The sequence below is a fragment of the Acinetobacter sp. CAU_H_60 genome (genome assembly GCF_058599385.1).
Genome location: NZ_CM178653.1, coordinates 2,081,990 through 2,101,240 on the forward strand (window position 1 = coordinate 2,081,990; position 19,251 = coordinate 2,101,240).

21 protein-coding genes are annotated in these 19,251 nt (G+C 42.6%); 15 read left to right on the forward strand and 6 right to left on the reverse strand.

Going from position 1 to position 19,251, the window contains the following annotated elements:
* The first annotated feature begins 128 nt into the window (after positions 1-128).
* The gene (gene nadB / locus AC4MBN_RS09730) at positions 129-1,757 is read left to right on the forward strand and encodes an L-aspartate oxidase (protein WP_491880178.1); all 1,629 of its coding nucleotides are present in this window, start codon (positions 129-131) and stop codon (positions 1,755-1,757) included.
* Between the two features lie 117 nt (positions 1,758-1,874).
* Here nadB and AC4MBN_RS09735 read toward each other — a convergent pair whose 3' ends face one another.
* From AC4MBN_RS09735 to pabC, 4 genes are all read right to left on the reverse strand, one after another.
* The gene (locus AC4MBN_RS09735; RefSeq protein WP_171505604.1) at positions 1,875-2,315 is read right to left on the reverse strand and encodes a PaaI family thioesterase; all 441 of its coding nucleotides are present in this window, start codon (positions 2,313-2,315) and stop codon (positions 1,875-1,877) included.
* 91 nt (positions 2,316-2,406) lie between these two features.
* On the reverse strand, positions 2,407-3,006 hold the full coding sequence (gene tmk, locus AC4MBN_RS09740; protein ID WP_491880179.1) for a dTMP kinase: 600 nt from the start codon (positions 3,004-3,006) through the stop codon (positions 2,407-2,409).
* A gap of 2 nt (positions 3,007-3,008) precedes the next feature.
* Positions 3,009-4,067 carry an endolytic transglycosylase MltG gene (gene mltG / locus AC4MBN_RS09745; protein ID WP_180139341.1) on the reverse strand — a complete coding sequence of 353 codons (1,059 nt, stop codon included), beginning with the start codon at positions 4,065-4,067 and terminating at the stop codon, positions 3,009-3,011.
* Between the two features lies 1 nt (position 4,068).
* Positions 4,069-4,884 (reverse strand): aminodeoxychorismate lyase, encoded by an 816-nt coding sequence (gene pabC / locus AC4MBN_RS09750; RefSeq protein ID WP_419365371.1) that lies wholly within the window; start codon positions 4,882-4,884, stop codon positions 4,069-4,071.
* Between the two features lie 161 nt (positions 4,885-5,045).
* On the opposite strand from pabC, the gene AC4MBN_RS09755 reads away from it, so the two are divergent.
* The 8 genes from AC4MBN_RS09755 (at position 5,046) to AC4MBN_RS09790 (ending at position 13,064) form a co-directional block, all read left to right on the forward strand.
* Positions 5,046-6,056, forward strand: coding sequence for a sulfate ABC transporter substrate-binding protein (locus AC4MBN_RS09755; protein WP_491880180.1), 1,011 nt, complete (start codon positions 5,046-5,048; stop codon positions 6,054-6,056).
* A gap of 174 nt (positions 6,057-6,230) precedes the next feature.
* Complete coding sequence (locus AC4MBN_RS09760; protein ID WP_491880181.1) at positions 6,231-7,247, forward strand: sulfate ABC transporter substrate-binding protein; 1,017 nt, start codon at positions 6,231-6,233, stop codon at positions 7,245-7,247.
* 30 nt (positions 7,248-7,277) lie between these two features.
* Positions 7,278-7,883: an RBBP9/YdeN family alpha/beta hydrolase gene (locus AC4MBN_RS09765; RefSeq protein WP_340835989.1), complete on the forward strand. Its 606-nt coding sequence runs from the start codon at positions 7,278-7,280 to the stop codon at positions 7,881-7,883.
* A gap of 86 nt (positions 7,884-7,969) precedes the next feature.
* Positions 7,970-8,803: a sulfate ABC transporter permease subunit CysT gene (gene cysT / locus AC4MBN_RS09770; protein WP_491880182.1), complete on the forward strand. Its 834-nt coding sequence runs from the start codon at positions 7,970-7,972 to the stop codon at positions 8,801-8,803.
* Entirely contained in the window at positions 8,800-9,693 is an 894-nt protein-coding gene (cysW, locus tag AC4MBN_RS09775) for a sulfate ABC transporter permease subunit CysW (RefSeq protein ID WP_419365374.1), read from the forward strand. Before cysT ends, cysW begins: the two co-directional genes overlap by 4 nt.
* A gap of 11 nt (positions 9,694-9,704) precedes the next feature.
* Complete coding sequence (locus AC4MBN_RS09780; protein ID WP_491880183.1) at positions 9,705-10,766, forward strand: sulfate/molybdate ABC transporter ATP-binding protein; 1,062 nt, start codon at positions 9,705-9,707, stop codon at positions 10,764-10,766.
* Between the two features lie 52 nt (positions 10,767-10,818).
* Positions 10,819-11,742, forward strand: coding sequence for a CysB family HTH-type transcriptional regulator (locus AC4MBN_RS09785; RefSeq protein WP_419365375.1), 924 nt, complete (start codon positions 10,819-10,821; stop codon positions 11,740-11,742).
* A gap of 119 nt (positions 11,743-11,861) precedes the next feature.
* On the forward strand, positions 11,862-13,064 hold the full coding sequence (locus AC4MBN_RS09790; protein ID WP_491880184.1) for an outer membrane protein transport protein: 1,203 nt from the start codon (positions 11,862-11,864) through the stop codon (positions 13,062-13,064).
* A 60-nt stretch (positions 13,065-13,124) separates the two neighbouring features.
* Here the strand turns inward: AC4MBN_RS09790 and carO are convergent, their stop codons facing one another.
* Positions 13,125-13,859, reverse strand: a complete 735-nt coding sequence (gene carO / locus AC4MBN_RS09795) for an ornithine uptake porin CarO (protein ID WP_491880185.1) — start codon at positions 13,857-13,859, stop codon at positions 13,125-13,127.
* 300 nt (positions 13,860-14,159) lie between these two features.
* Here carO and dapD point away from each other — a divergent pair, with 300 nt between their 5' ends.
* The 5 genes from dapD to AC4MBN_RS09820 all read left to right on the forward strand — a co-directional run bounded on the left by dapD (position 14,160) and on the right by AC4MBN_RS09820 (position 17,553).
* Positions 14,160-14,981: a 2,3,4,5-tetrahydropyridine-2,6-dicarboxylate N-succinyltransferase gene (gene dapD / locus AC4MBN_RS09800; protein WP_004784553.1), complete on the forward strand. Its 822-nt coding sequence runs from the start codon at positions 14,160-14,162 to the stop codon at positions 14,979-14,981.
* Between the two features lie 131 nt (positions 14,982-15,112).
* Entirely contained in the window at positions 15,113-15,823 is a 711-nt protein-coding gene (gene queE, locus AC4MBN_RS09805) for a 7-carboxy-7-deazaguanine synthase QueE (RefSeq protein WP_419365377.1), read from the forward strand.
* Positions 15,824-15,856: 33 nt separating this feature from the next.
* Entirely contained in the window at positions 15,857-16,525 is a 669-nt protein-coding gene (gene queC, locus AC4MBN_RS09810) for a 7-cyano-7-deazaguanine synthase QueC (RefSeq protein WP_034704975.1), read from the forward strand.
* Positions 16,526-16,552: 27 nt separating this feature from the next.
* Positions 16,553-17,014 (forward strand): hypothetical protein, encoded by a 462-nt coding sequence (locus tag AC4MBN_RS09815; protein WP_419365378.1) that lies wholly within the window; start codon positions 16,553-16,555, stop codon positions 17,012-17,014.
* Positions 17,015-17,094: 80 nt separating this feature from the next.
* The gene (locus AC4MBN_RS09820; RefSeq protein ID WP_419374692.1) at positions 17,095-17,553 is read left to right on the forward strand and encodes a peroxiredoxin; all 459 of its coding nucleotides are present in this window, start codon (positions 17,095-17,097) and stop codon (positions 17,551-17,553) included.
* A gap of 76 nt (positions 17,554-17,629) precedes the next feature.
* On the opposite strand, the gene AC4MBN_RS09825 is transcribed toward AC4MBN_RS09820, so the two are convergent.
* Positions 17,630-18,229 (reverse strand): LysE/ArgO family amino acid transporter, encoded by a 600-nt coding sequence (locus AC4MBN_RS09825; protein WP_180179053.1) that lies wholly within the window; start codon positions 18,227-18,229, stop codon positions 17,630-17,632.
* Positions 18,230-18,336: 107 nt separating this feature from the next.
* On the opposite strand from AC4MBN_RS09825, the gene AC4MBN_RS09830 reads away from it, so the two are divergent.
* Positions 18,337-19,239, forward strand: coding sequence for a LysR family transcriptional regulator ArgP (locus AC4MBN_RS09830; protein WP_419374693.1), 903 nt, complete (start codon positions 18,337-18,339; stop codon positions 19,237-19,239).
* The last annotated feature ends 12 nt before the right edge of the window (positions 19,240-19,251 follow it).

Here is a 19,251-nt window from a genome sequence, read left to right on the forward strand (position 1 = left end):
TAATTTTTCTAAAGCATTAAGTTAAAGCTTTTATTAATTTTTTTCATCAATAAATGAGCACTTAAACGCTTGCCTTTTGTACAAAAAAGCGCTCTGATTAACGGACTTTTTTCAATTAGCTGATGGACATGTCTAATTTTCCCCTTACCCATCATTTTGACGTGATCATTGTGGGCAGTGGTGGTGCCGGTCTTAGTCTAGCACTTTCTTTGCCTGAACATTTTAATATTGCAGTTCTTGCCAAATCCACCCTGACCGATGCCAGTACCTATTATGCACAAGGCGGCGTTGCAGCAGTACTGGATGAGACAGACTCGATTGAACAGCATATTGATGACACCATGATTGCAGGTGTACATCTGTGTGAAATGGATGCGGTGAAGCAGACGGTTGAAGGTGGTAAGCCTTCGGTGGATTTTCTGCTGAAACACGGCGTCCAATTTACCCTGGATGAGCAGGAACAATTACATTTGACCCGTGAAGGCGGCCATTCACAGCGCCGAATCATTCACGCAGCTGATGCGACTGGGCGTGCCATTTCTACCACGTTGGTACAGCGCGCTCAGGAAAAAGAAAATATTACCATCTTTGAAAATTACATTGCGATCGACCTGATCTGCTCACAAAAACTGGGCTTAGATGGTGAAAATCGCGCTTTAGGTTTATATGCACTCAATGAAGCAAGTGCACAAGTCCATACTTTCTTAGCACCATTTACTGCCCTGGCTTGTGGCGGTGCGATGAAAGCCTATCTTTATACCTCGAACCCTGATATCGCGACCGGTGATGGGATTGCGATGGCTTATCGTGCCGGTTGCCGGGTTGCCAATATGGAATTCAACCAGTTCCATCCGACCTGTTTATATCATCCGCAAGCCCGTTCATTCCTGATTACAGAAGCTATGCGTGGTGAAGGTGCGTATTTGCGCCTTCCTGATGGTGAGCGCTTTATGCTGCGTTTTGATGAGCGCGCAGAGCTGGCACCACGTGATATTGTGGCACGCGCGATTGACTATGAGATTAAACGTCTGGGCATCCGTCATGTCTGGCTAGACATTACCCATAAAGATGAAAGCTTCATTAAGGAACATTTCCCGACCCTTTATGCACGTCTGCTAGAGCTTGGCATCGACATCACTAAGGAAATGATTCCTGTGGTTCCTGCTGCGCATTATACCTGTGGTGGTGTGGTCGTAGATGAAAATAGCCAAACCGATATTGCCGGACTCTATGCCATTGGTGAAACTTCTTATACTGGCTTGCACGGTGCTAACCGCATGGCCAGTAACTCACTTTTAGAATGTTTTGTATATGGCATGAGTGCTGCCAAACATATTCAGGAAAATTTCAAGGCAGATCAAGCACTCCCTGAGGTACCAGAATGGGATGATTCTCAGGTCACTAATCCTGATGAAGATGTAGTTATTTTGCAAAACTGGGACGAGCTGCGTCAGACCATGTGGAACTATGTCGGTATTGTGCGTACCACTAAACGCCTGGAACGTGCCCTGCACCGGATTGAGATGTTGAAGAAAGAAATTACCGAGTACTATCAGGATTATCAGGTGAGCAAAAACCTGATCGAGCTGCGTAATCTGGTACTCGTTTCAGAGATGATCGTGCGTTGTGCCATGCAACGTAAGGAATCCCGTGGCCTGCATTTCACCCTGGATTATCCAGAATTACTGCCTGAGCTACGCAAAACTGTACTGATTCCACCAAGTTTTGAAGTAGAAACTCCTTTGGTGAATGCTTAAAGATATAAATAAGGCAGATAATATTTTTAAATGTTATCTGCCTTTTCTTTGGCCCTAATTTTTTAAGTTTTTAGAATAATCAGGATTTAAATAAAGCATATGATTTGTATGAGTTAATCAGCATTTTAAGGAATGCACGTGTTCTTTACGTGGTGGAACCGAATAGGTCGCTGTCACATGGGCAACCGGCTCTTCCTGATCAATCGAATAAATCCAGACTTCTCCCACAATGAGTGCCTTCCCCACTTTCATCAATTTACTTTCCCCTCGCAGATCGACTCCGCCTGAAGGCTTACGCAGAAAATTAATATTCAAGTTCGTGGTCACTGCCAGACCAACCAGTCCAATCTCACCAAGGATCGCGATATATAAAGCCAGATCAGCCAAGGTCATCATGGTGGGTCCAGACACTGTGCCGCCGGGACGTAATTCCTGCTCACTCACGCGATACAGCACGGTTGCGCCCTGAGGCACTACAGCCTCGATTTGGCACTTTTCCAGGCTCTGCGGAAATTCCTGCTGTAAAAACTGGATGATTTCTTCTCTTGTACTTTTCATCATGTTTTATCTTCCTGATTTATTCCAATATAGAAGATTCTTCCTTGAAATAACTAGAGAAAAGTATGCCAAAAATGTCTTTAGAATAAAATTATTTTAAATAAGACAGCGCCTGTTCAAACACCTGATCCGGTGTTTGAGTCGCATCCAGACGTTTAATCCGCTTTGGATGACGCTGGCATAGCGTGGCATACCCGGCGCGAACTTTCTCAAAGAAAGTAACTTTCTCTTGCTCAAACCGATCCAGAGCACCTCGGGCACGAGCGCGATTCATACCCAGTTCAATCGGTGCATCCAGCCAGAACGTAATATCCGGCATACGTTCCACAAAATTTTGATTTAACAGATTCAGCTTGTCTTCACTGAGTCCACGTCCTGCACATTGATAGGCAAAACTGGCATCACTAAAGCGATCACATAAGACAATTTTTCCAGCATTTAAAGCGGGTAAAATCACTTGTGCCAGATGCTGGGCACGTGCCGCATACATCAACAATAACTCTGTATCATGGCACATCGCTTCTTCGTGGTTTACGGCCAATAACAGCGAACGAATCTGTTCTGCCATTGGTGTGCCACCCGGCTCGCGGGTCAACACGACCTCTTTACCTTGAGCAATAAAATCATCATAGATACGACGAATGAGTGTGGTTTTCCCTACACCCTCAGTGCCTTCAAAGCTGATAAACATGCTCATTCCTTATTTTTTGAACGTAAAACAGAGAGATATTCTTGCACTGCTCTATTGTGGTCTTGCAGACTACTGCTGAATTTATGCCCACCATTACCCGTTGCAACAAAATAAATATTTTGTGAATTGTCCGGATGCATCGCTGCTTCAATGGCTTTCTTGCTTGGCAAGGCAATCGGTGTCGGTGGCAAGCCAGCCATGGTATAGGTGTTATAAGGTGTTGGATTGCGTAGATCCTGACGGGTGATATTCCCTTTGTAATTCTCACCCATACCATAAATTACGGTTGGATCTGTCTGTAGGCGCATGCCGATTTTCAAACGGCGCACAAATACACCAGATACCTGTTGTAACTCGCTATCCAGACTGGTTTCTTTTTCAATGATCGATGCCATGATCAGCGCTTCATATTTATTCTGATATGGCAGATCTGAAGCACGTTTTTCCCAAGCCTGATCCAGAGACTTCATCTGGCGCTGATAAAGATCAGTCAGAATCTTGCGATCCGTTTCGCCTTTGGCAAAGAAATAGGTATCTGGAGCGAACAGACCTTCAGGATGATTAAATGGAATATTGAGTTCTTTGAGCAATTGATCGGTTGGCAAATTCACCACTTCTTTAGTCACCAGATCATCTTTCTTTAAGGCATCAATCAGCTGTTTAAAAGTCGTGCCTTCGATGACCAAGATCCGGTTCATCTGAGCATTTTCTGCATTGGAAATCATGTCCAGTACTGCACGGATGCTCATACCTTGAGGAATTTCATAGACACCCGCCTTCATGGTGTCATGAATCATGATGCGCTGATACAGTTTTAAAATAATCGGAAAGCTGACATGATTTTCTTTGGCGAGCCGATCAATAAATCCAGAATAGGTTTCACCGTTACTAATTGCCAGTAACTGTTTTTGACCTTCTACAGGATAATCTTTCCATAGGCTAGCTTTCAGGATCAACCCTAGAACCAGGAGTATCCCGATTAGAAATAGAACTATCCCTTTCATGAAACCAGGGCGTTTGGCATTATTTTTCTTTTTGGTTTTAGACTTGGAAGCTGACATATTAATAAGGCATCTGATTCAATCGAAGACGGTTAAAAAGTTCAATACAAGCATCTACATTTAAAGCACGCTGCTCAAATTGAGTGGCAATTTTCATCGGACTGAGCGCATTGCAGAAAAACAGGCTGTCGATATGAGGAATTTCATCCATTTCCACATCACGCTGCTGACAGATAATGCCCTGATCCTGCATACGTTGCAAAATTTCTGCACGCATTACACCGAAGACGCCATTATAACGAAGTTCTGGTGTAATCCATGTATTGTTTATACGAATGAAGCAATTACTGCTCACCCCTTCAACAATTGTACCTTGCACATCCGTGACCAGTGCTTCCGGCCAGCCATGCTGATCCGCTTCCTGTTTAAGCAAAACCTGTTCCAGACGGTTTAAGGTTTTCAGCCCCACCAGATTCGGCATACTGAGGCCAATGGCCTGTTGCAATACACCCGCCTGAATATGCTCATAACTGAAGTCCTGTACAGTTTTCGGATAATAGAACACCCAAAGATCTGCCGGATGGTCTGGCAGGCTATAACCACGCTGTCCTATACCACGACTCAGTACAATCTTTAAGGTTCCGTTCAATTCAGCTTCTGATTTCAGTAACGCTTGCAAACTTTTTTCAATCAGGTCCAGATTAGCCTGCAAACTTAATTTTTGCTGGCTCATTCTTAAACGGGCTAGATGACGGTCTGCTAACTCGATCCGGTTTCGACGGATGCGCGCGGTAGTAAAGCAGCCATCTCCATAATGAAAGGCACGATCCAGCACATCTATATCTTTGACGGGTTGAGCATTTTTTAAATACAGCATGCTTTTAAGGCCTCTCTGGTGACGGATAGAGCGATGAAATATAAGCTCTGCCTATATATCTGTTTTACTCACATAAAATTCGTTTTTAATTATTTTTTATGCAAAAAATCTCCAGCTATTCTTGCCCCATCCAACAAAACAAAGAAACATTTGAGGCAAATATGAACATCCGTAAATTAAAAATTGGGGTATTGGCAGCACTGATTTCGGCAACCGCTTTTAGCGTATCTGCAAAAGACTTCCTGAACGTGTCTTATGACCCAACTCGCGAATTGTACGATAACTTTAATAAAGAATTCAGTGCTTACTGGAAAAAATCTACTGGCCAAGATGTGAACTTTAAACAGTCACATGGCGGTTCAGGCAAACAGGCACGTGCTGTCATTGATGGTCTGAATGCGGACGTCGTGACTTTGGCTCTAGCTGCAGATATCGATGAGATTGCAGCACGCGGCCTGCTACCAAAAGACTGGCAGAAAAAATTCCCACAAAACTCGACACCTTATACCTCAACCATCGTTTTCCTGGTGAAAAAAGGTAATCCTAAAGGCATTAAAGACTGGGGCGATTTGGTGAAACCGGGCGTAGAAATCATTACACCAAACCCAAAAACTTCTGGTGGCGCGCGCTGGAACTATTTGGCAGCGTGGACTTGGGCGAAACACCAACCAAGCGGTAATGATACTAAAGCTCAAGAATTTGTTCGCCAGATCTACAAGCAAACTAAAGTACTCGACTCAGGTGCACGTGGTTCAACCACCACTTTTGCTGAACGTGGGATCGGTGATGTATTGCTGGCTTGGGAAAATGAAGCACATTTAGCCATTCGTGAACAGCCAGGCAAGTTCGAAATCATTACCCCTTCTTTGTCGATTCTGGCTGAACCACCAGTAGCAATCGTTGAAAAGAATGCTAAAAAGGACGGTAATGAAAATCTGGCTAAAGCTTATTTGAACTACCTGTACTCACCTGCGGGTCAAACGGTTGCTGCAAAGAATTTCTATCGCCCACGTAATGCGGCAGTATTAAAACAATACAGTAATGTCTTTAAATCGCTGAAGCTGGTGACCATTGATAAAGAGTTTGGTGGCTGGGACAAGGTACAGAAAAAACACTTTGCCAATGGCGGTATCTTTGACCAGATTGTAAAAGCCAATAGTTCAAAATCTTGATAAGAAAGAATTCAAACAATGGCCTTATTGAATAAGGCCATTGTCATATCAGAGACTTACCAAACCACTTATCTTATATTTTCATATAAAATTCATTTTTAATTATTTTTTATGCATAAAGAATAGGTTTATTCTGCACTCATGTTACAAAACGTGTAAGAGTTTGAGGTTCACATGAGCATTTCAACAAAACTAAAACTAGGGGTTCTGGCGGCTGTTATTTCAGCAACTTCATTTTCTGCTGCAGCACGCGACTTTCTGAATGTCTCTTATGATCCGACGCGTGAACTCTATGAAGACGTCAACAAAGAATTTGGTAAATACTGGAAAAGCCGTACTGGCCAAAGCATCAACTTCAAACAGTCACATGGTGGTTCAGGTAAACAGGCACGTGCCGTGATTGATGGTTTGGATGCCGATGTCGTAACTTTGGCATTAGCCGCTGACATTGATGTACTGGTCGAAAAAGCCAAACTGTTACCTTCAGACTGGCAGAAAAAATTACCACAAAACTCGACACCATATACTTCTACCATCGTATTCCTGGTACGTAAAGGCAATCCAAAGGGTATCAAGGATTGGGGTGATCTGGTAAAACCAGGTGTAGCGATTATCACACCAAATCCTAAAACTTCAGGCGGTGCACGCTGGAACTATTTAGCAGCTTGGGCATATGCCAAACACTTACCGGGTGGTAACGACAAAACTGCACAAGAATTTGTTCGTAAAATCTATAAACAAACCAAAGTACTTGATTCAGGTGCGCGTGGTTCAACCACCACTTTTGCTGAACGTGGCATCGGTGACGTACTACTGGCTTGGGAAAATGAAGCACATTTAGCCCTTCGTGAACAACCGGGCAAGTTTGAAATTGTGACTCCTTCCCTATCAATTCTGGCTGAGCCACCCGTGGCGATTGTTGAAAAGAATGCTAATAAAAAAGGCAACAAATACCTGGCTCAAGGTTATCTGAACTTCTTGTATTCACCACTGGGTCAGGAAATCTCAGCACGTAACTTCTATCGCCCACGTAATGAAAAAGTGCTGGCGAAATACAACCAAGTCTTTAAGCCATTAAAACTGGTAACTATTGATCAGGAGTTTGGTGGCTGGGATAAAGTACAGAAAGCCCACTTTGAAAATGGTGGTGTTTTTGACCAGATCGTTAAAGCTAACAACGCAAAAAAATAATTTAAGCTGATTTCATACAGGAGCATCGACATGACTCATACGCTTATTGTTCCCGGTGTAGGTGGCAGTGAATACAATCACTGGCAAACCTGCCTGCAACACCGGCTCATGCGTTGCTCCCGTGTGCAGCAAAAAGACTGGAATCATCCGGTACTGGATGTATGGGTCGCAGAATTTGTTAAAACTCTGCAAGCCATTCCAGATGATGTACAAATTGTGGCACATAGCTTTGGCTGTTTGACCAGCGTGGCAGCACTGGCCCAGCATCCTGAACTGAATACTAAAGTCAAAAATCTGGTTCTGGTTGCACCTGCCAATCCGGCACGTTTTGGGGAAAATGGTTTTGCCCGTGATAGCCAGACAGATTACAGCGCCTATTTTCAGCAGCTCAAGATTCAGGCTCCAACGACTTTGTTGATCAGTGAAAATGATCCATGGCTAAGTTTTGAAGATGCTCAGGTTCTGGCGAAAGCCTGGAAGATCAAACCGATTAATCTGGGAGCTGTAGGTCATGTCAATGTTGCTTCCGGTTTTGGTCCTTTCCCTGAAATTGAACAATATTTAATTTCAGAAAAGGCTATGCACCATATCAGCAAAGTTGATGAGAGCAAGTATTATTTTAAATTTGCATTTTAGTCCCTGCAAATTATGCTTGTGCCGATTCTATTTTCTAATTTTCGCTGGTTAACTTTAACCAGCATTCTCTCTTTTGAGGAGTAATCATGTCGCAGCGATCCCGAGTGCTGCCAGGATTTGGTCTTTCTCTAGGCTTTACCCTAGCGTATTTGTCATTAATCGTTCTGATCCCGCTATCTGCCGTTTTTATTAAATCACTCGGCATTGGCTGGGAAGGCTTATGGGAAATTCTGAGCTCTGAACGTATCTTGAAATCATTACAGCTAAGCTTTAGTTCAGCCATTATTGCTGCTTTGATTAATGTAGTTTTTGGCCTGTTACTGGCATGGTGTCTGGTGCGTTATAGCTTTCCGGGCAAACGTATTGTCGATGCACTGGTCGATCTGCCTTTTGCCCTGCCAACCGCAGTTGCCGGTATTGCTCTGACTTCTTTATATGCACCGACTGGCTGGATTGGTCAGTATTTAGATCCAATCGGTATCAAGGTAGCTTATACCCCGATCGGTATTACCTTGGCTTTGATCTTTATCGGTATTCCTTTTGTGGTCCGTACGGTACAGCCGGTTCTCTCTGATTTAGAAACCGAACTGGAAGAAGCGGCATCTGCACTTGGTGCAAACCGTTTCCAGATCGTCACCAAAGTCATTTTCCCAATTCTGCTGCCAGCACTGATCACAGGTTTTGCATTGGCCTTTGCACGTGGTGTCGGTGAATATGGCTCGGTCATTTTCATTGCCGGTAATCAGCCCTTTGAAACTGAAATTGCACCCTTAATGATCATTTCCCGTCTGGAAGAATATGACTATGCCGGTGCGACCACAATTGCTGTAGTGATGCTGCTCATTTCCTTTGGAATGCTCTTCCTGATTAACTTATTGCAAGCTTGGGCGAGCCGTCGTACCGGGAGAACTGCACGATGAGTTTAAATACCAACAGCAATGCGCTGGCTGAAAAATTACAATCCCGCGATGCGACTCGTGAGCCGACCTGGGTACGTTATACCCTGATTGCGATTGCACTGATCTTTTTTTTAAGCTGCCTGATTCTGCCTTTAGTTCTGGTCTTTGTTGAAGCGTTTAAACAAGGCGTTGGCGTATATACGCAAGCCCTTGTTCATCCAGATACTTTATCTGCGGTCAAACTGACCTTGCTAACGGCTGTGATCGCGGTACCGATGAATGTAGTATTCGGCGTAGCTGCAGCCTGGTCAGTGGCGAAGTTTAACTTCCCGGGTAAATCAATTTTGACCACCATTATCGATATGCCTTTCTCGGTATCACCTGTTATTGCAGGTTTGATGCTGGTACTGATTTTCGGTACTCAAGGCTGGATGGGTGGCTGGTTGATGGATAATGACATCAAGATCCTTTACGCCGTTCCTGCGATTGTTTTAGCAACTGTATTTATTACCGTGCCTTTTGTAGCACGTGAGCTGATCCCTTTAATGGAAGCGCAAGGTACTGAAGAAGAAGAAGCTGCGATTGTACTCGGTGCATCTGGCTGGCAAACCTTCTGGAAAGTGACCCTGCCAAATATCAAATGGGGTCTGATTTACGGCGTAATTCTGTGTAATGCCCGCGCCATGGGTGAGTTCGGTGCAGTATCAGTGGTTTCTGGCCATATCCGTGGTGAAACCAATACTTTGCCGCTACACGTCGAAATTCTATATAACGAATATACCTTTAGTGCTGCGTTTGCCGTGTCATCGCTCCTGGCTCTCCTCGCAATTGTGACTCTGGTTCTGAAAACCTGGGTTGAACTGCGCCAGGAAAAACAAGACAAACGTAATGATGATTCAACAGTTTCTTAAGGAATGCCCACATGAGTATTCAAGTTAAAAATATTGAAAAACACTTTGGTGCATTCCATGCACTGAAAAACATTTCACTGGATTTCCCGGATGGTCAGCTGGTTGCCCTGCTCGGCCCTTCAGGCTGCGGTAAAACGACTCTACTACGTATCATTGCGGGTCTGGAATCTGCTGACGGTGGTCAGGTGATTCTGGAAGGTCAGGATGCAACCAATGTTCACGTTCGTGAACGTGAAGTGGGTTTTGTATTCCAGCACTATGCCCTGTTCCGTCATATGACCGTATTCGATAACGTGGCTTTTGGTCTACGTGTCCGTCCACGTTCAACCCGTCCATCGGAAGCAGAAATCAAAAAGCGCGTGACTCGTTTGTTAGACCTGGTTCAATTGGGCTTCCTGGCAGACCGTTATCCGGCTCAATTGTCTGGTGGTCAGCGTCAGCGTATTGCACTAGCACGTGCACTAGCCGTTGAACCGCGTGTACTGTTACTAGATGAACCGTTCGGTGCACTAGATGCCAAAGTCCGTAAAGAACTGCGCCGCTGGTTACGTACCCTGCATGATGAACTGCACATTACTTCAATTTTCGTAACTCACGATCAGGAAGAAGCCTTAGAAGTTGCTGATCAGATCGTAGTGATGAACAAAGGCAATGTGGAACAGATCGGTTCACCACGTGAAGTGTATGAAACACCAAAAACACCATTCGTGTTTGACTTCCTGGGACAAGCCAACCGCTTCGAAGGCCAGAATAATGGCGGCATACTTCAGCTAGGTGAAGACCGTATCCAGTTCGATGCCGCCAAACAGGCAACTCAGGGTAATGTCATTGTCTTCGCTCGCCCGGATGAACTGCGTATTCATGCCCAACCACAAGAGAATGCGATTCAGGCCACGTTTATTCGTGAACTCTGGATTGCAGGAAAAGTCGTTGCAGAATTGAATGACCGCCAAGGCAATCTGATTGAAATTTCACTGACACCAGAAGAAGCCCGCGCTCATCAATTCCGTCCGGATCAAACTGTTTGGTTGAGTGCATTAAATCTGCATTTATTTGAAAACCAGGTCGCGTAAGACTGCAAGATGGGGCTTTAAAATGCCCCATCCTCTTATAGGGTAAAGAATTATGAATTTCCAACAATTAAGAATTATTCGAGAAACTGTTAGACAGAATTTTAATTTAACTGAAGCTTCTGCCGCGCTTTACACTTCGCAGTCAGGTGTCAGTAAGCATATTAAAGACTTGGAAGATGAGCTTGGTGTACAGCTATTTATCCGTAAAGGTAAACGCTTATTAGGATTAACTGAACCAGGCCAGGCACTTCTTGGCATTGTAGAGCGTATGCTGGTTGATGCAGACAATATCAAACGTCTTGCAGATGACTTTAACAAGGTCGATGAAGGTACATTAACGATTGCAACGACGCATACCCAAGCACGTTATGTATTACCGCCGATCGTGAATCAGTTCAAAAAAGAATTTCCGAAAGTTCATCTGATTTTGCAACAAGCCAGTCCAATGGAAATTACTGAAATGCTACTTCAGGGTGAAGCAGATATCGGGATTGCGACTGAAGCCTTAACGACTGAAGAAAATCTGGCGAGTGTGCCTTATTATAACTGGCAGCACAGTATTATTACGCCGCAAAATCACCCGCTAAATAGCAAAGAACAGGTTCGTATTGAAGACCTCGCTGGCTATCCGATTATTACTTATCATGGTGGTTTCACAGGCCGTTCTAAAATCGACTCAGCCTTTGAAGAAGCCGGTGTAGATGTGGATATCGTAATGTCAGCTCTCGATGCCGATGTGATTAAAACTTATGTCGAACTCAACATGGGTGTCGGTATTGTCAATGATCTGGCTTATGATCCAGAACGCGACTATCGTCTGAAACAGATTAAAACCGATATTTTCGGAGTAAATACTACCTGGATTGCCGTACGTAAAGGCCATTTATTACGTGGTTATGGTTATGAGTTTATTTCTTTATGCTCACCAGATGCAGATATTAAGGTACTGAAAAAAGTGGCTTATCCAGATGAATAATATGGATTGTACTTTCTAAATTGAAGAGGCCTATCGCCTCTTTTTTTAATTTTAACGGTAGATTATTTCAATAAAAATCAAGCATAATCACAGTATAATTCAATAAATAAATTATATTAATGATGAGCTACAAATTTTCCCTCTTGGGATCTGGACTGATTTTTTCCGGGACAAGTTTTGCTGCCGCTTTTGAACAATCCAATCAAACCATCCAGTCCTTTTTTAAAAAGGATCATTATGCCGAAGTCTCATTTGCCTGGACGAATCCTAATGTTAGCGGTCAAGTACAGCATACCGAAATATTAGAACAATTAGGTATTCAAGATTTTTCTACGGGTCAGCTTGCGAATAATCAGCTGGTTGCGAATGCTGCATTAAAATTACAACCTCATCCACAGATCTCTTGGGGTCTTATTTACGATCAGCCCTTCCATGTCGATGTTGCATATCAATATAGTCCAATTTTTGCAGGTAAGCCTACAGAGATTGAAGCAGCCGATATTGAGTTTGATAGTCATAATCTGACTTCCATTCTTGGATATCAGCCTGATCCAAACTGGAATCTCTATGCAGGACTGAGTTATCAGACCTTAGAAGGTAATTTAAGTTTGGTAGGTGAATCTTTTTCTGTCTTTAATGGTTATCACGTTCAGCTTGAACAAAATGCTGACTGGGGGTGGCTCGCTGGAATGAGCTATCAAACTCCTGAGTATTTCTTTAGAAGTTCGCTGACTTATCGTTCAGCCATAAATCATCAACTGCAAACCACAGAATCAATTGCAGTCGGTATACCTACGTCAAACTTTACGAAAGTACAAACACCGCAGTCTATTAATTTAGATATTCAGACCGGACTTCCCTCTCAGAATATTTTTTACGCGAGTTTACGCTGGGTAAATTGGCAAGATTTTGTCATTCAACCGCCGAAATTCGGTACAGTGATTGATTATGCCGCTTTGGAGTTTCCTGAAGTGAAAGATATCAAGATGATCGATTATCAGGAGGATCAATGGTCAGCCAAACTTGGAATCGCACATCAATGGCCTTCCTCTATGATTAATTCTTTCGAAATCTTATGGGACTCAGGTACGGTAAATCCAGCTTCTACCTTGAATCCGAGTGATGGTTCTTGGGGAGTGGGTGTGGGCTATTTTAAGAATTTTCAAAAACACTGGGATATTGCTACAGGACTGTATTATTTAAAATTCCAGAAGCCTAAAACAGATACAAACGCTGCTATACCCCAGTTCGTGGGCTTATCCGCAGTAGATGATAACGATGTTTGGGTGGTCGGTATAAAGTTGGGCTATCATTTTCAATAGCTTTTAATAAATAAAAAAACGAGCCGAAGCTCGTTTTTTATTTGGTTAAGCAGCTATGATTTAGAAGCGGAAGCTTACACCCAGTTTTGCTACTGGAAGCCATTCGTATTTATTATCTTCACGAATTTCACGACGTTCTTCAGCTAATGCTTCTGCTAAAGTACGGCCATCATCACCAACCAAACCTAAAGCTGCTGTATTAGCATCTAAACTTACAGTAGGATTACCATTGTAGTATGCACCGATTTCACCAAATACACCCCAACGGTTAGTGATTGCTGGAGAGAAACCAAGTCCTACATAAGGTGCGATATTGTTTTTGTAAGATAAATCACCATTAATACGAACATCTGTTGTGCCTGCATTAAAACGTGAACCATCTACAGTAAATGACGCATTAGTACCCGGACGACGTTCTAGACCATAATCATTATCGATATAAGCCACACCTGCTGCCATATAGAACCAGTTCGCCCAAGGACGAATTTCAGCGTTCAAATAAGTCAGATTATTGTCCATATCTAGGTCATATTTATTACCGTTGATTGATAAATCATCTGACCATGAAATATCACCACCATTATAACCTAGAGTAACACCTACATAAGGGTTAGCATTCCAAGAGATCGCGCCACCGTAACCGGTAGTACCGACTTCAGCACGAACAGCTGCAGGTTTAAAGAAAGAGAATTCAGCTACGCCTTCATCTGTTACGATTGTTTCATCAGCAGCCATGACAGATCCAGCTGTGGCAGCTAGAACGGATACTGCTAAAAGTTTATATAAAGCTTTCATTATTTCTCTCCTCAAAAGAACTTTTTTTTTCATCATTAGTTATTTGTGATGAGCTCAATATAAAGGAGCCAATGAATATTTTTTATTCGTGTTTTGCTGAGCTTTTGTTATTTTTTGATACATATTAATTTTTCTTGTTGAATGATAAGCCTTTTTTAAACAATGTTTGTACATATCTAAAATACGAAAAGGATACTAATCACTTTACTTGCGAATTTAATTCAGCACCCTTCCTAGTTTTCCATCTTTTTAGAGCAATATAGTGTAAAATATCGGAAATTTTTTTCTGGAAGGAAGATCATGTCTCAGCTTTCAACAATCATTGAACAAGCGTTTGAAGACCGTGCGAATTTCACAGCAGCAGACTGTCCTGCTGAAATCCGTCAAGCAGTTGAGGAAGTAATTGCTGGCCTGGACAATGGTACTTTACGTGTTGCTGAAAAAATCGAAGGTGAATGGGTTGTTCATCAATGGATTAAGAAAGCGGTATTGTTATCATTTAAATTAAACGATAACAAACCAATGGAAGCTTGTGATCTTCGCTTCTACGACAAAGTAGATACTAAATTCTCTGACTGGACTGACGAGCAGTTTAAAGCTGCTGGCGTACGTGTTGTTCCTCCGGCGGTAGCACGTAAAGGTTCTTTCCAGGCGAAAAACGTGGTACTGATGCCTTCTTATGTGAACATCGGTGCTTATGTAGATGAAGGTACGATGGTCGATACTTGGGCAACTGTAGGTTCATGTGCTCAAATCGGTAAAAATGTTCACTTGTCTGGTGGTGTAGGGATCGGTGGTGTTCTTGAACCGCTTCAAGCTAACCCAACTATTATTGAAGACAACTGTTTCATCGGTGCACGTTCTGAAATCGTTGAAGGCGTAATCGTTGAAGAAGGTTCTGTCATTTCAATGGGCGTATTCATTGGTCAATCTACCAAGATTTATGACCGTGAAACTGGCGAAATCCATTATGGCCGCGTACCTGCTGGTTCTGTGGTGGTTTCAGGCAGCCTGCCATCTAAATGCGGTAAATACAGCTTATATGCAGCTGTAATCGTGAAAAAAGTAGATGCGAAAACTCGTGCTAAAACTAGCCTGAACGATCTGCTACGCGAAGACTAAGATGTCTTAACTTAGAGGACACATTTGTGTTCCTCGGAGCTTCAACCGCTCCTCGTCTCTACGGTCAGCAATGATCGTAGGGATTTTTATTTTTATACATTGTTATTTATTTTTCAGTGGTTAATGTTGTTATGAATACGCTTCGATCTTCCGCAATTCCAGTTTCTGATCCGTCTGCGGGCTTACGCATTACGGAGATCTTCTATTCATTACAAGGTGAAGCCAATACTGCAGGTTTACCAACCGTATTTATCCGCTTAACCGGATGTCCACTGCGCTGTACCTATTGTGATACTACGTATTCTTTTGAAGGAGGCGAACGCAAATCTTTAGATGACATCATCCAGACCACGCTTGATTTTGAAACGCCTTATGTCTGTGTGACCGGTGGTGAACCATTGGCTCAACCGAACGCCCTACCTCTGATGCAACGACTTGCAGATTTAGGCTGTGAAGTCTCTTTAGAAACCAGCGGTGCGTTAGATGTTTCTAAAGTGGATGCACGGGTATCCAAAGTTCTGGATTTAAAAACACCAACTTCAGGTGAAGTTGCACGAAATTTGCTTACAAATCTGGATCATTTAACTCAGCATGACCAGATTAAGTTTGTGATCTGTAATCGTGAAGATTATGAATGGTCAAAACAGCAGGTAGAACAGTACCAGTTGAATGAAAAAGTCAGTACGGTCTGGTTCTCCCCTGCATTTGCAGTTGAAAAAGGAGCTGCGCGCTTGCCACAATTGGCACGTGATCTGGCTCAATGGATTTTAGAAGACCATCTCCCTGTTCGTTTCCAGCTGCAGCTGCACAAGTTGTTATGGAATGATGAAACTGGTCGTTAATTTTTGTAAATTTACTATATTGGAGTATTTGTTATGCGCCCTCGTGCCATTGTATTGTTATCTGGCGGATTAGATTCAACAACCTGTCTGGCTTGGGCGCAGGCACGCTATGAATGTATCGCACTGAGTTTTATGTATGGCCAACGTTCCACTACAGAACTTGATGCAGCTCGTGCGCTGGCTCAACGCTCGGGTGTAGAACATCGTGTCATCAATATTGATTTAGGTAACCTGGGCGGCTCAGCCCTTACTGATCATAGCATTGAGGTACCGGATCAATTGCAGGAAGGTATCCCGGTAACCTATGTGCCTGCACGAAATACCATCTTCTTATCTTATGCTTTGGCCGCTGCAGAAGTGTTTGGTGCCGAGGCAATTGTGATCGGGATTAATGCGGTGGATTATTCAGGTTATCCAGACTGTCGCCCGGAATTTATCGAAGCTTTTGCCAACATGGCACGCCTTGCAACCAAGGTTGGTGTCGAAGGTCAGGCCCTGAAATTTGAAACACCTTTGTTACATTTATCCAAAGCAAATATCATTCGCTTAGGCCTAGAACATGGCGTAGACTACAGTCAAACGGTATCTTGCTACCAAGCAGATGACCAAGGACGTGCGTGTGGAACATGTGACAGTTGTCGTTTACGCAAGCAAGGTTTTGCTGATGCAGGTGTTGAAGACCCGACACGTTATTACCTTTAAAATCGATCAAGGTTATAAATCCATATTATGAATATTAAAGCCAAATTACTTGCGACTAGCCTACTCTCTTTGTCTGCCCTATTTTCAACTGCATCTTTTGCAAATAATGATCAAGCTAAGGCAAAAGCAGAATTTGAGGCAATGAAAAAAGAATACACAAGTGCCATGAAAAATGCTGGAAGCAGTTCAAATGTACGTGACGGTTTAATTAAAGCCTGTGCTATTCCATACAAACAGGCAGTGAAGTACAAAAAACTGACTCAGTCTGATGTGAATAAGCTTTGTACATGTGAAGTAGATGCAGAAGGTAAATTGACTCAAGCTCAGAAATGGCAGATTCAAAGCACCATTAACCAGAAGAAAAACCCTGCAACTTTAGACTTTGTTAAAAAACAAAGCCAGAATGTGCAGTCTTGTGTAGGCCCACAGCTCGCAGGTAAATTAAATTCACTTGCTGCAGAAGCCAATAAAGCCGCTCAAAAGAAATAATCCTGACGGATGTTTTTCTAGGATAAGCCACTATAATGTGGCTTATTTTTTTGAAAAAATTTAGAAAAATTGGAGAGATCATGTCTGAGATCAGCTTACTTGAGCACACTTTTCCTACCACTACAGGTGAAATTAATCTAGCCCAATTAAATGCAGAATGGTTAATTATCTATTTTTATCCTAAAGATTCGACACCTGGCTGTACTACTCAGGCAGTCGGTTTCTCTTGTTTAAAAGATCAGTTTGATGCACTTAAGACGACTATTCTGGGCGTATCACGTGATTCGGTTAAAGCGCACCAGAACTTTACTGAAAAACAGAATCTGACTATCAATCTGATCAGTGATAAAGAGGAAGTGTTATGCAAACACTTTGATGTCATTAAAGAAAAGAATATGTATGGCAAGAAAGTCATGGGCATTGAACGCTCTACCTTCATTTTCCATAATGGCAAGCTGGTCAAAGAATACCGCAAGGTAAAAGCTGCTGGCCATGCTGAACAGGTTTTAGAAGATTTGAAAGCATTACAAGCTGCTTAAGATCTTTCATAAAATCAAAAAAAGGCATGAATAGAAATATCATGCCTTTTTCTTTAGAGGTACTACAAAGAATAATTCAGTTCACTAAAGAAACTGCAATTGACCACATTACACAGCCAATGAGTACATCCAGTATTTTCCAGGCTTTTGGACGCTGAAAAATAGGTTGCAAATAACGTGCTGCATAGCCCAGTCCAAAAAAGAATACAAAGGACGCACTAATCGCTCCTAAGGCAAATTGTATCTGTGCATTGGAATATTGAGTGGAGATGGAACCAATCAAGACCAAAGCATCCAGATACACATGCGGATTGAGCCAGGTTAGCATCAAACAGATCAGCAAAACTTTATATAAAGAAGGCACATCTTTTTGATCTGTGTCCAGACGCTGCTCATTCTTCCAGGCCTGATAAAAATGCTGAGCCCCATAGATCACCAGAAAAGTCGCACCCAGATATTTTGCCATGTTGATCCAGTGTGGATTAACCAGCATTAATTGTGAAAATCCCAAAACACCGGCAAAAATTAAAATCGCATCAGATAAGGCACAACACATACAGATCGCAAAGACATACTGCTGTTTCAAGCCCTGTTTTAATACAAAAGCATTTTGTGCACCAATGGCAATAATCAGGCTAAAGCCTACCGCCAGACCTTGTATATATGCATTTAACATTGGAATATCATGGAATTATAAAGATGGAGATCATTATCTATGTTATTCTTTTCAATTAAATATAATTAAGAAAATATCATTCAGACTAAATTTTATTTAGGTAAGCTATGCCACTTAATTCTAAAAACTGTGATGCTTTTCTGGCTGTTGCAGAAACCCAAAGTTTTGATGCTGCCGCAAAAGTATTAAATATTACGGCTTCGGCAGTTACTTTAAGAGTGCAAAATCTGGAAAGAGATTTGGGGCAAGTTCTGGTGCTACGTGAGCGTCCTTGTAAAGTGACCAATGCTGGTCAAACCTTACTGAATTATTTGCAGCATCAACGCCTGTTACAGCAGCAATTGATCCAGCAATTAAATGGTCAAAATAAAGCAGAATTTAGCTCGATTCATATTGCGGTAAATGCGGATTCTCTTGCGACCTGGTTATTTCCCTGTCTGAACACTACCCTGCTTGTAGAAAAAATCACGTTGAATCTTCAGGTTGCTGTTCAAAGTGAAACTCATAAGCTTCTGGAGCAGGGCCAAGTCAATGCATGTATTAGCAGTGAAATTGAAGCCATGCCGGGCTGTAAGGCTCATTTTATTGGCCAGATGCATTACAGAATGGTCGCAACACCTGCTTTTGTGCATTCTTGGTTTAGACAAGGCATTCACCGGGAATCACTACGTAAGGCACCTGCTGTGATTTACAATGATCAGGATCATCTACACAGCCATCTACTGTTAGCTCAATTTGGCTTAAACCAGCAATGTTTTCCTTTTCACTATATCCCCTCCTCAACCGCCTTTGCTGATGCTATTTTTTCTGGATTAGGATACGGTTTAGTGCCAGACTATCAAATTGCGGACCGGATTCAAAATGGGACACTGATCGAAATACTGCCTGAATGCAGTTGTGATGTACCTTTATATTGGCATCACTGGAAACAGCAGTCTCCCGCTCTAAAACAGTTAACCAAAGTCATTCTGGAGCAGGCAGAACAGTGCATGAATAGTCCAATTCAATAAACAGTTCTATAT

Bases quoted from the DNA above. Each gene is read 5' to 3' on its own strand.
- nadB (WP_491880178.1), top strand. From the start codon at position 129: ATGTCTAATTTTCCCCTTACCCATCATTTTGACGTGATCATTGTGGGC.
- AC4MBN_RS09735 (WP_171505604.1), bottom strand. From the start codon at position 2,315: ATGAAAAGTACAAGAGAAGAAATCATCCAGTTTTTACAGCAGGAATTT.
- tmk (WP_491880179.1), bottom strand. From the start codon at position 3,006: ATGTTTATCAGCTTTGAAGGCACTGAGGGTGTAGGGAAAACCACACTC.
- mltG (WP_180139341.1), bottom strand. From the start codon at position 4,067: ATGTCAGCTTCCAAGTCTAAAACCAAAAAGAAAAATAATGCCAAACGC.
- pabC (WP_419365371.1), bottom strand. From the start codon at position 4,884: ATGCTGTATTTAAAAAATGCTCAACCCGTCAAAGATATAGATGTGCTG.
- AC4MBN_RS09755 (WP_491880180.1), top strand. From the start codon at position 5,046: ATGAACATCCGTAAATTAAAAATTGGGGTATTGGCAGCACTGATTTCG.
- AC4MBN_RS09760 (WP_491880181.1), top strand. From the start codon at position 6,231: ATGAGCATTTCAACAAAACTAAAACTAGGGGTTCTGGCGGCTGTTATT.
- AC4MBN_RS09765 (WP_340835989.1), top strand. From the start codon at position 7,278: ATGACTCATACGCTTATTGTTCCCGGTGTAGGTGGCAGTGAATACAAT.
- cysT (WP_491880182.1), top strand. From the start codon at position 7,970: ATGTCGCAGCGATCCCGAGTGCTGCCAGGATTTGGTCTTTCTCTAGGC.
- cysW (WP_419365374.1), top strand. From the start codon at position 8,800: ATGAGTTTAAATACCAACAGCAATGCGCTGGCTGAAAAATTACAATCC.
- AC4MBN_RS09780 (WP_491880183.1), top strand. From the start codon at position 9,705: ATGAGTATTCAAGTTAAAAATATTGAAAAACACTTTGGTGCATTCCAT.
- AC4MBN_RS09785 (WP_419365375.1), top strand. From the start codon at position 10,819: ATGAATTTCCAACAATTAAGAATTATTCGAGAAACTGTTAGACAGAAT.
- AC4MBN_RS09790 (WP_491880184.1), top strand. From the start codon at position 11,862: ATGATGAGCTACAAATTTTCCCTCTTGGGATCTGGACTGATTTTTTCC.
- carO (WP_491880185.1), bottom strand. From the start codon at position 13,859: ATGAAAGCTTTATATAAACTTTTAGCAGTATCCGTTCTAGCTGCCACA.
- dapD (WP_004784553.1), top strand. From the start codon at position 14,160: ATGTCTCAGCTTTCAACAATCATTGAACAAGCGTTTGAAGACCGTGCG.
- queE (WP_419365377.1), top strand. From the start codon at position 15,113: ATGAATACGCTTCGATCTTCCGCAATTCCAGTTTCTGATCCGTCTGCG.
- queC (WP_034704975.1), top strand. From the start codon at position 15,857: ATGCGCCCTCGTGCCATTGTATTGTTATCTGGCGGATTAGATTCAACA.
- AC4MBN_RS09815 (WP_419365378.1), top strand. From the start codon at position 16,553: ATGAATATTAAAGCCAAATTACTTGCGACTAGCCTACTCTCTTTGTCT.
- AC4MBN_RS09820 (WP_419374692.1), top strand. From the start codon at position 17,095: ATGTCTGAGATCAGCTTACTTGAGCACACTTTTCCTACCACTACAGGT.
- AC4MBN_RS09825 (WP_180179053.1), bottom strand. From the start codon at position 18,229: ATGTTAAATGCATATATACAAGGTCTGGCGGTAGGCTTTAGCCTGATT.
- AC4MBN_RS09830 (WP_419374693.1), top strand. From the start codon at position 18,337: ATGCCACTTAATTCTAAAAACTGTGATGCTTTTCTGGCTGTTGCAGAA.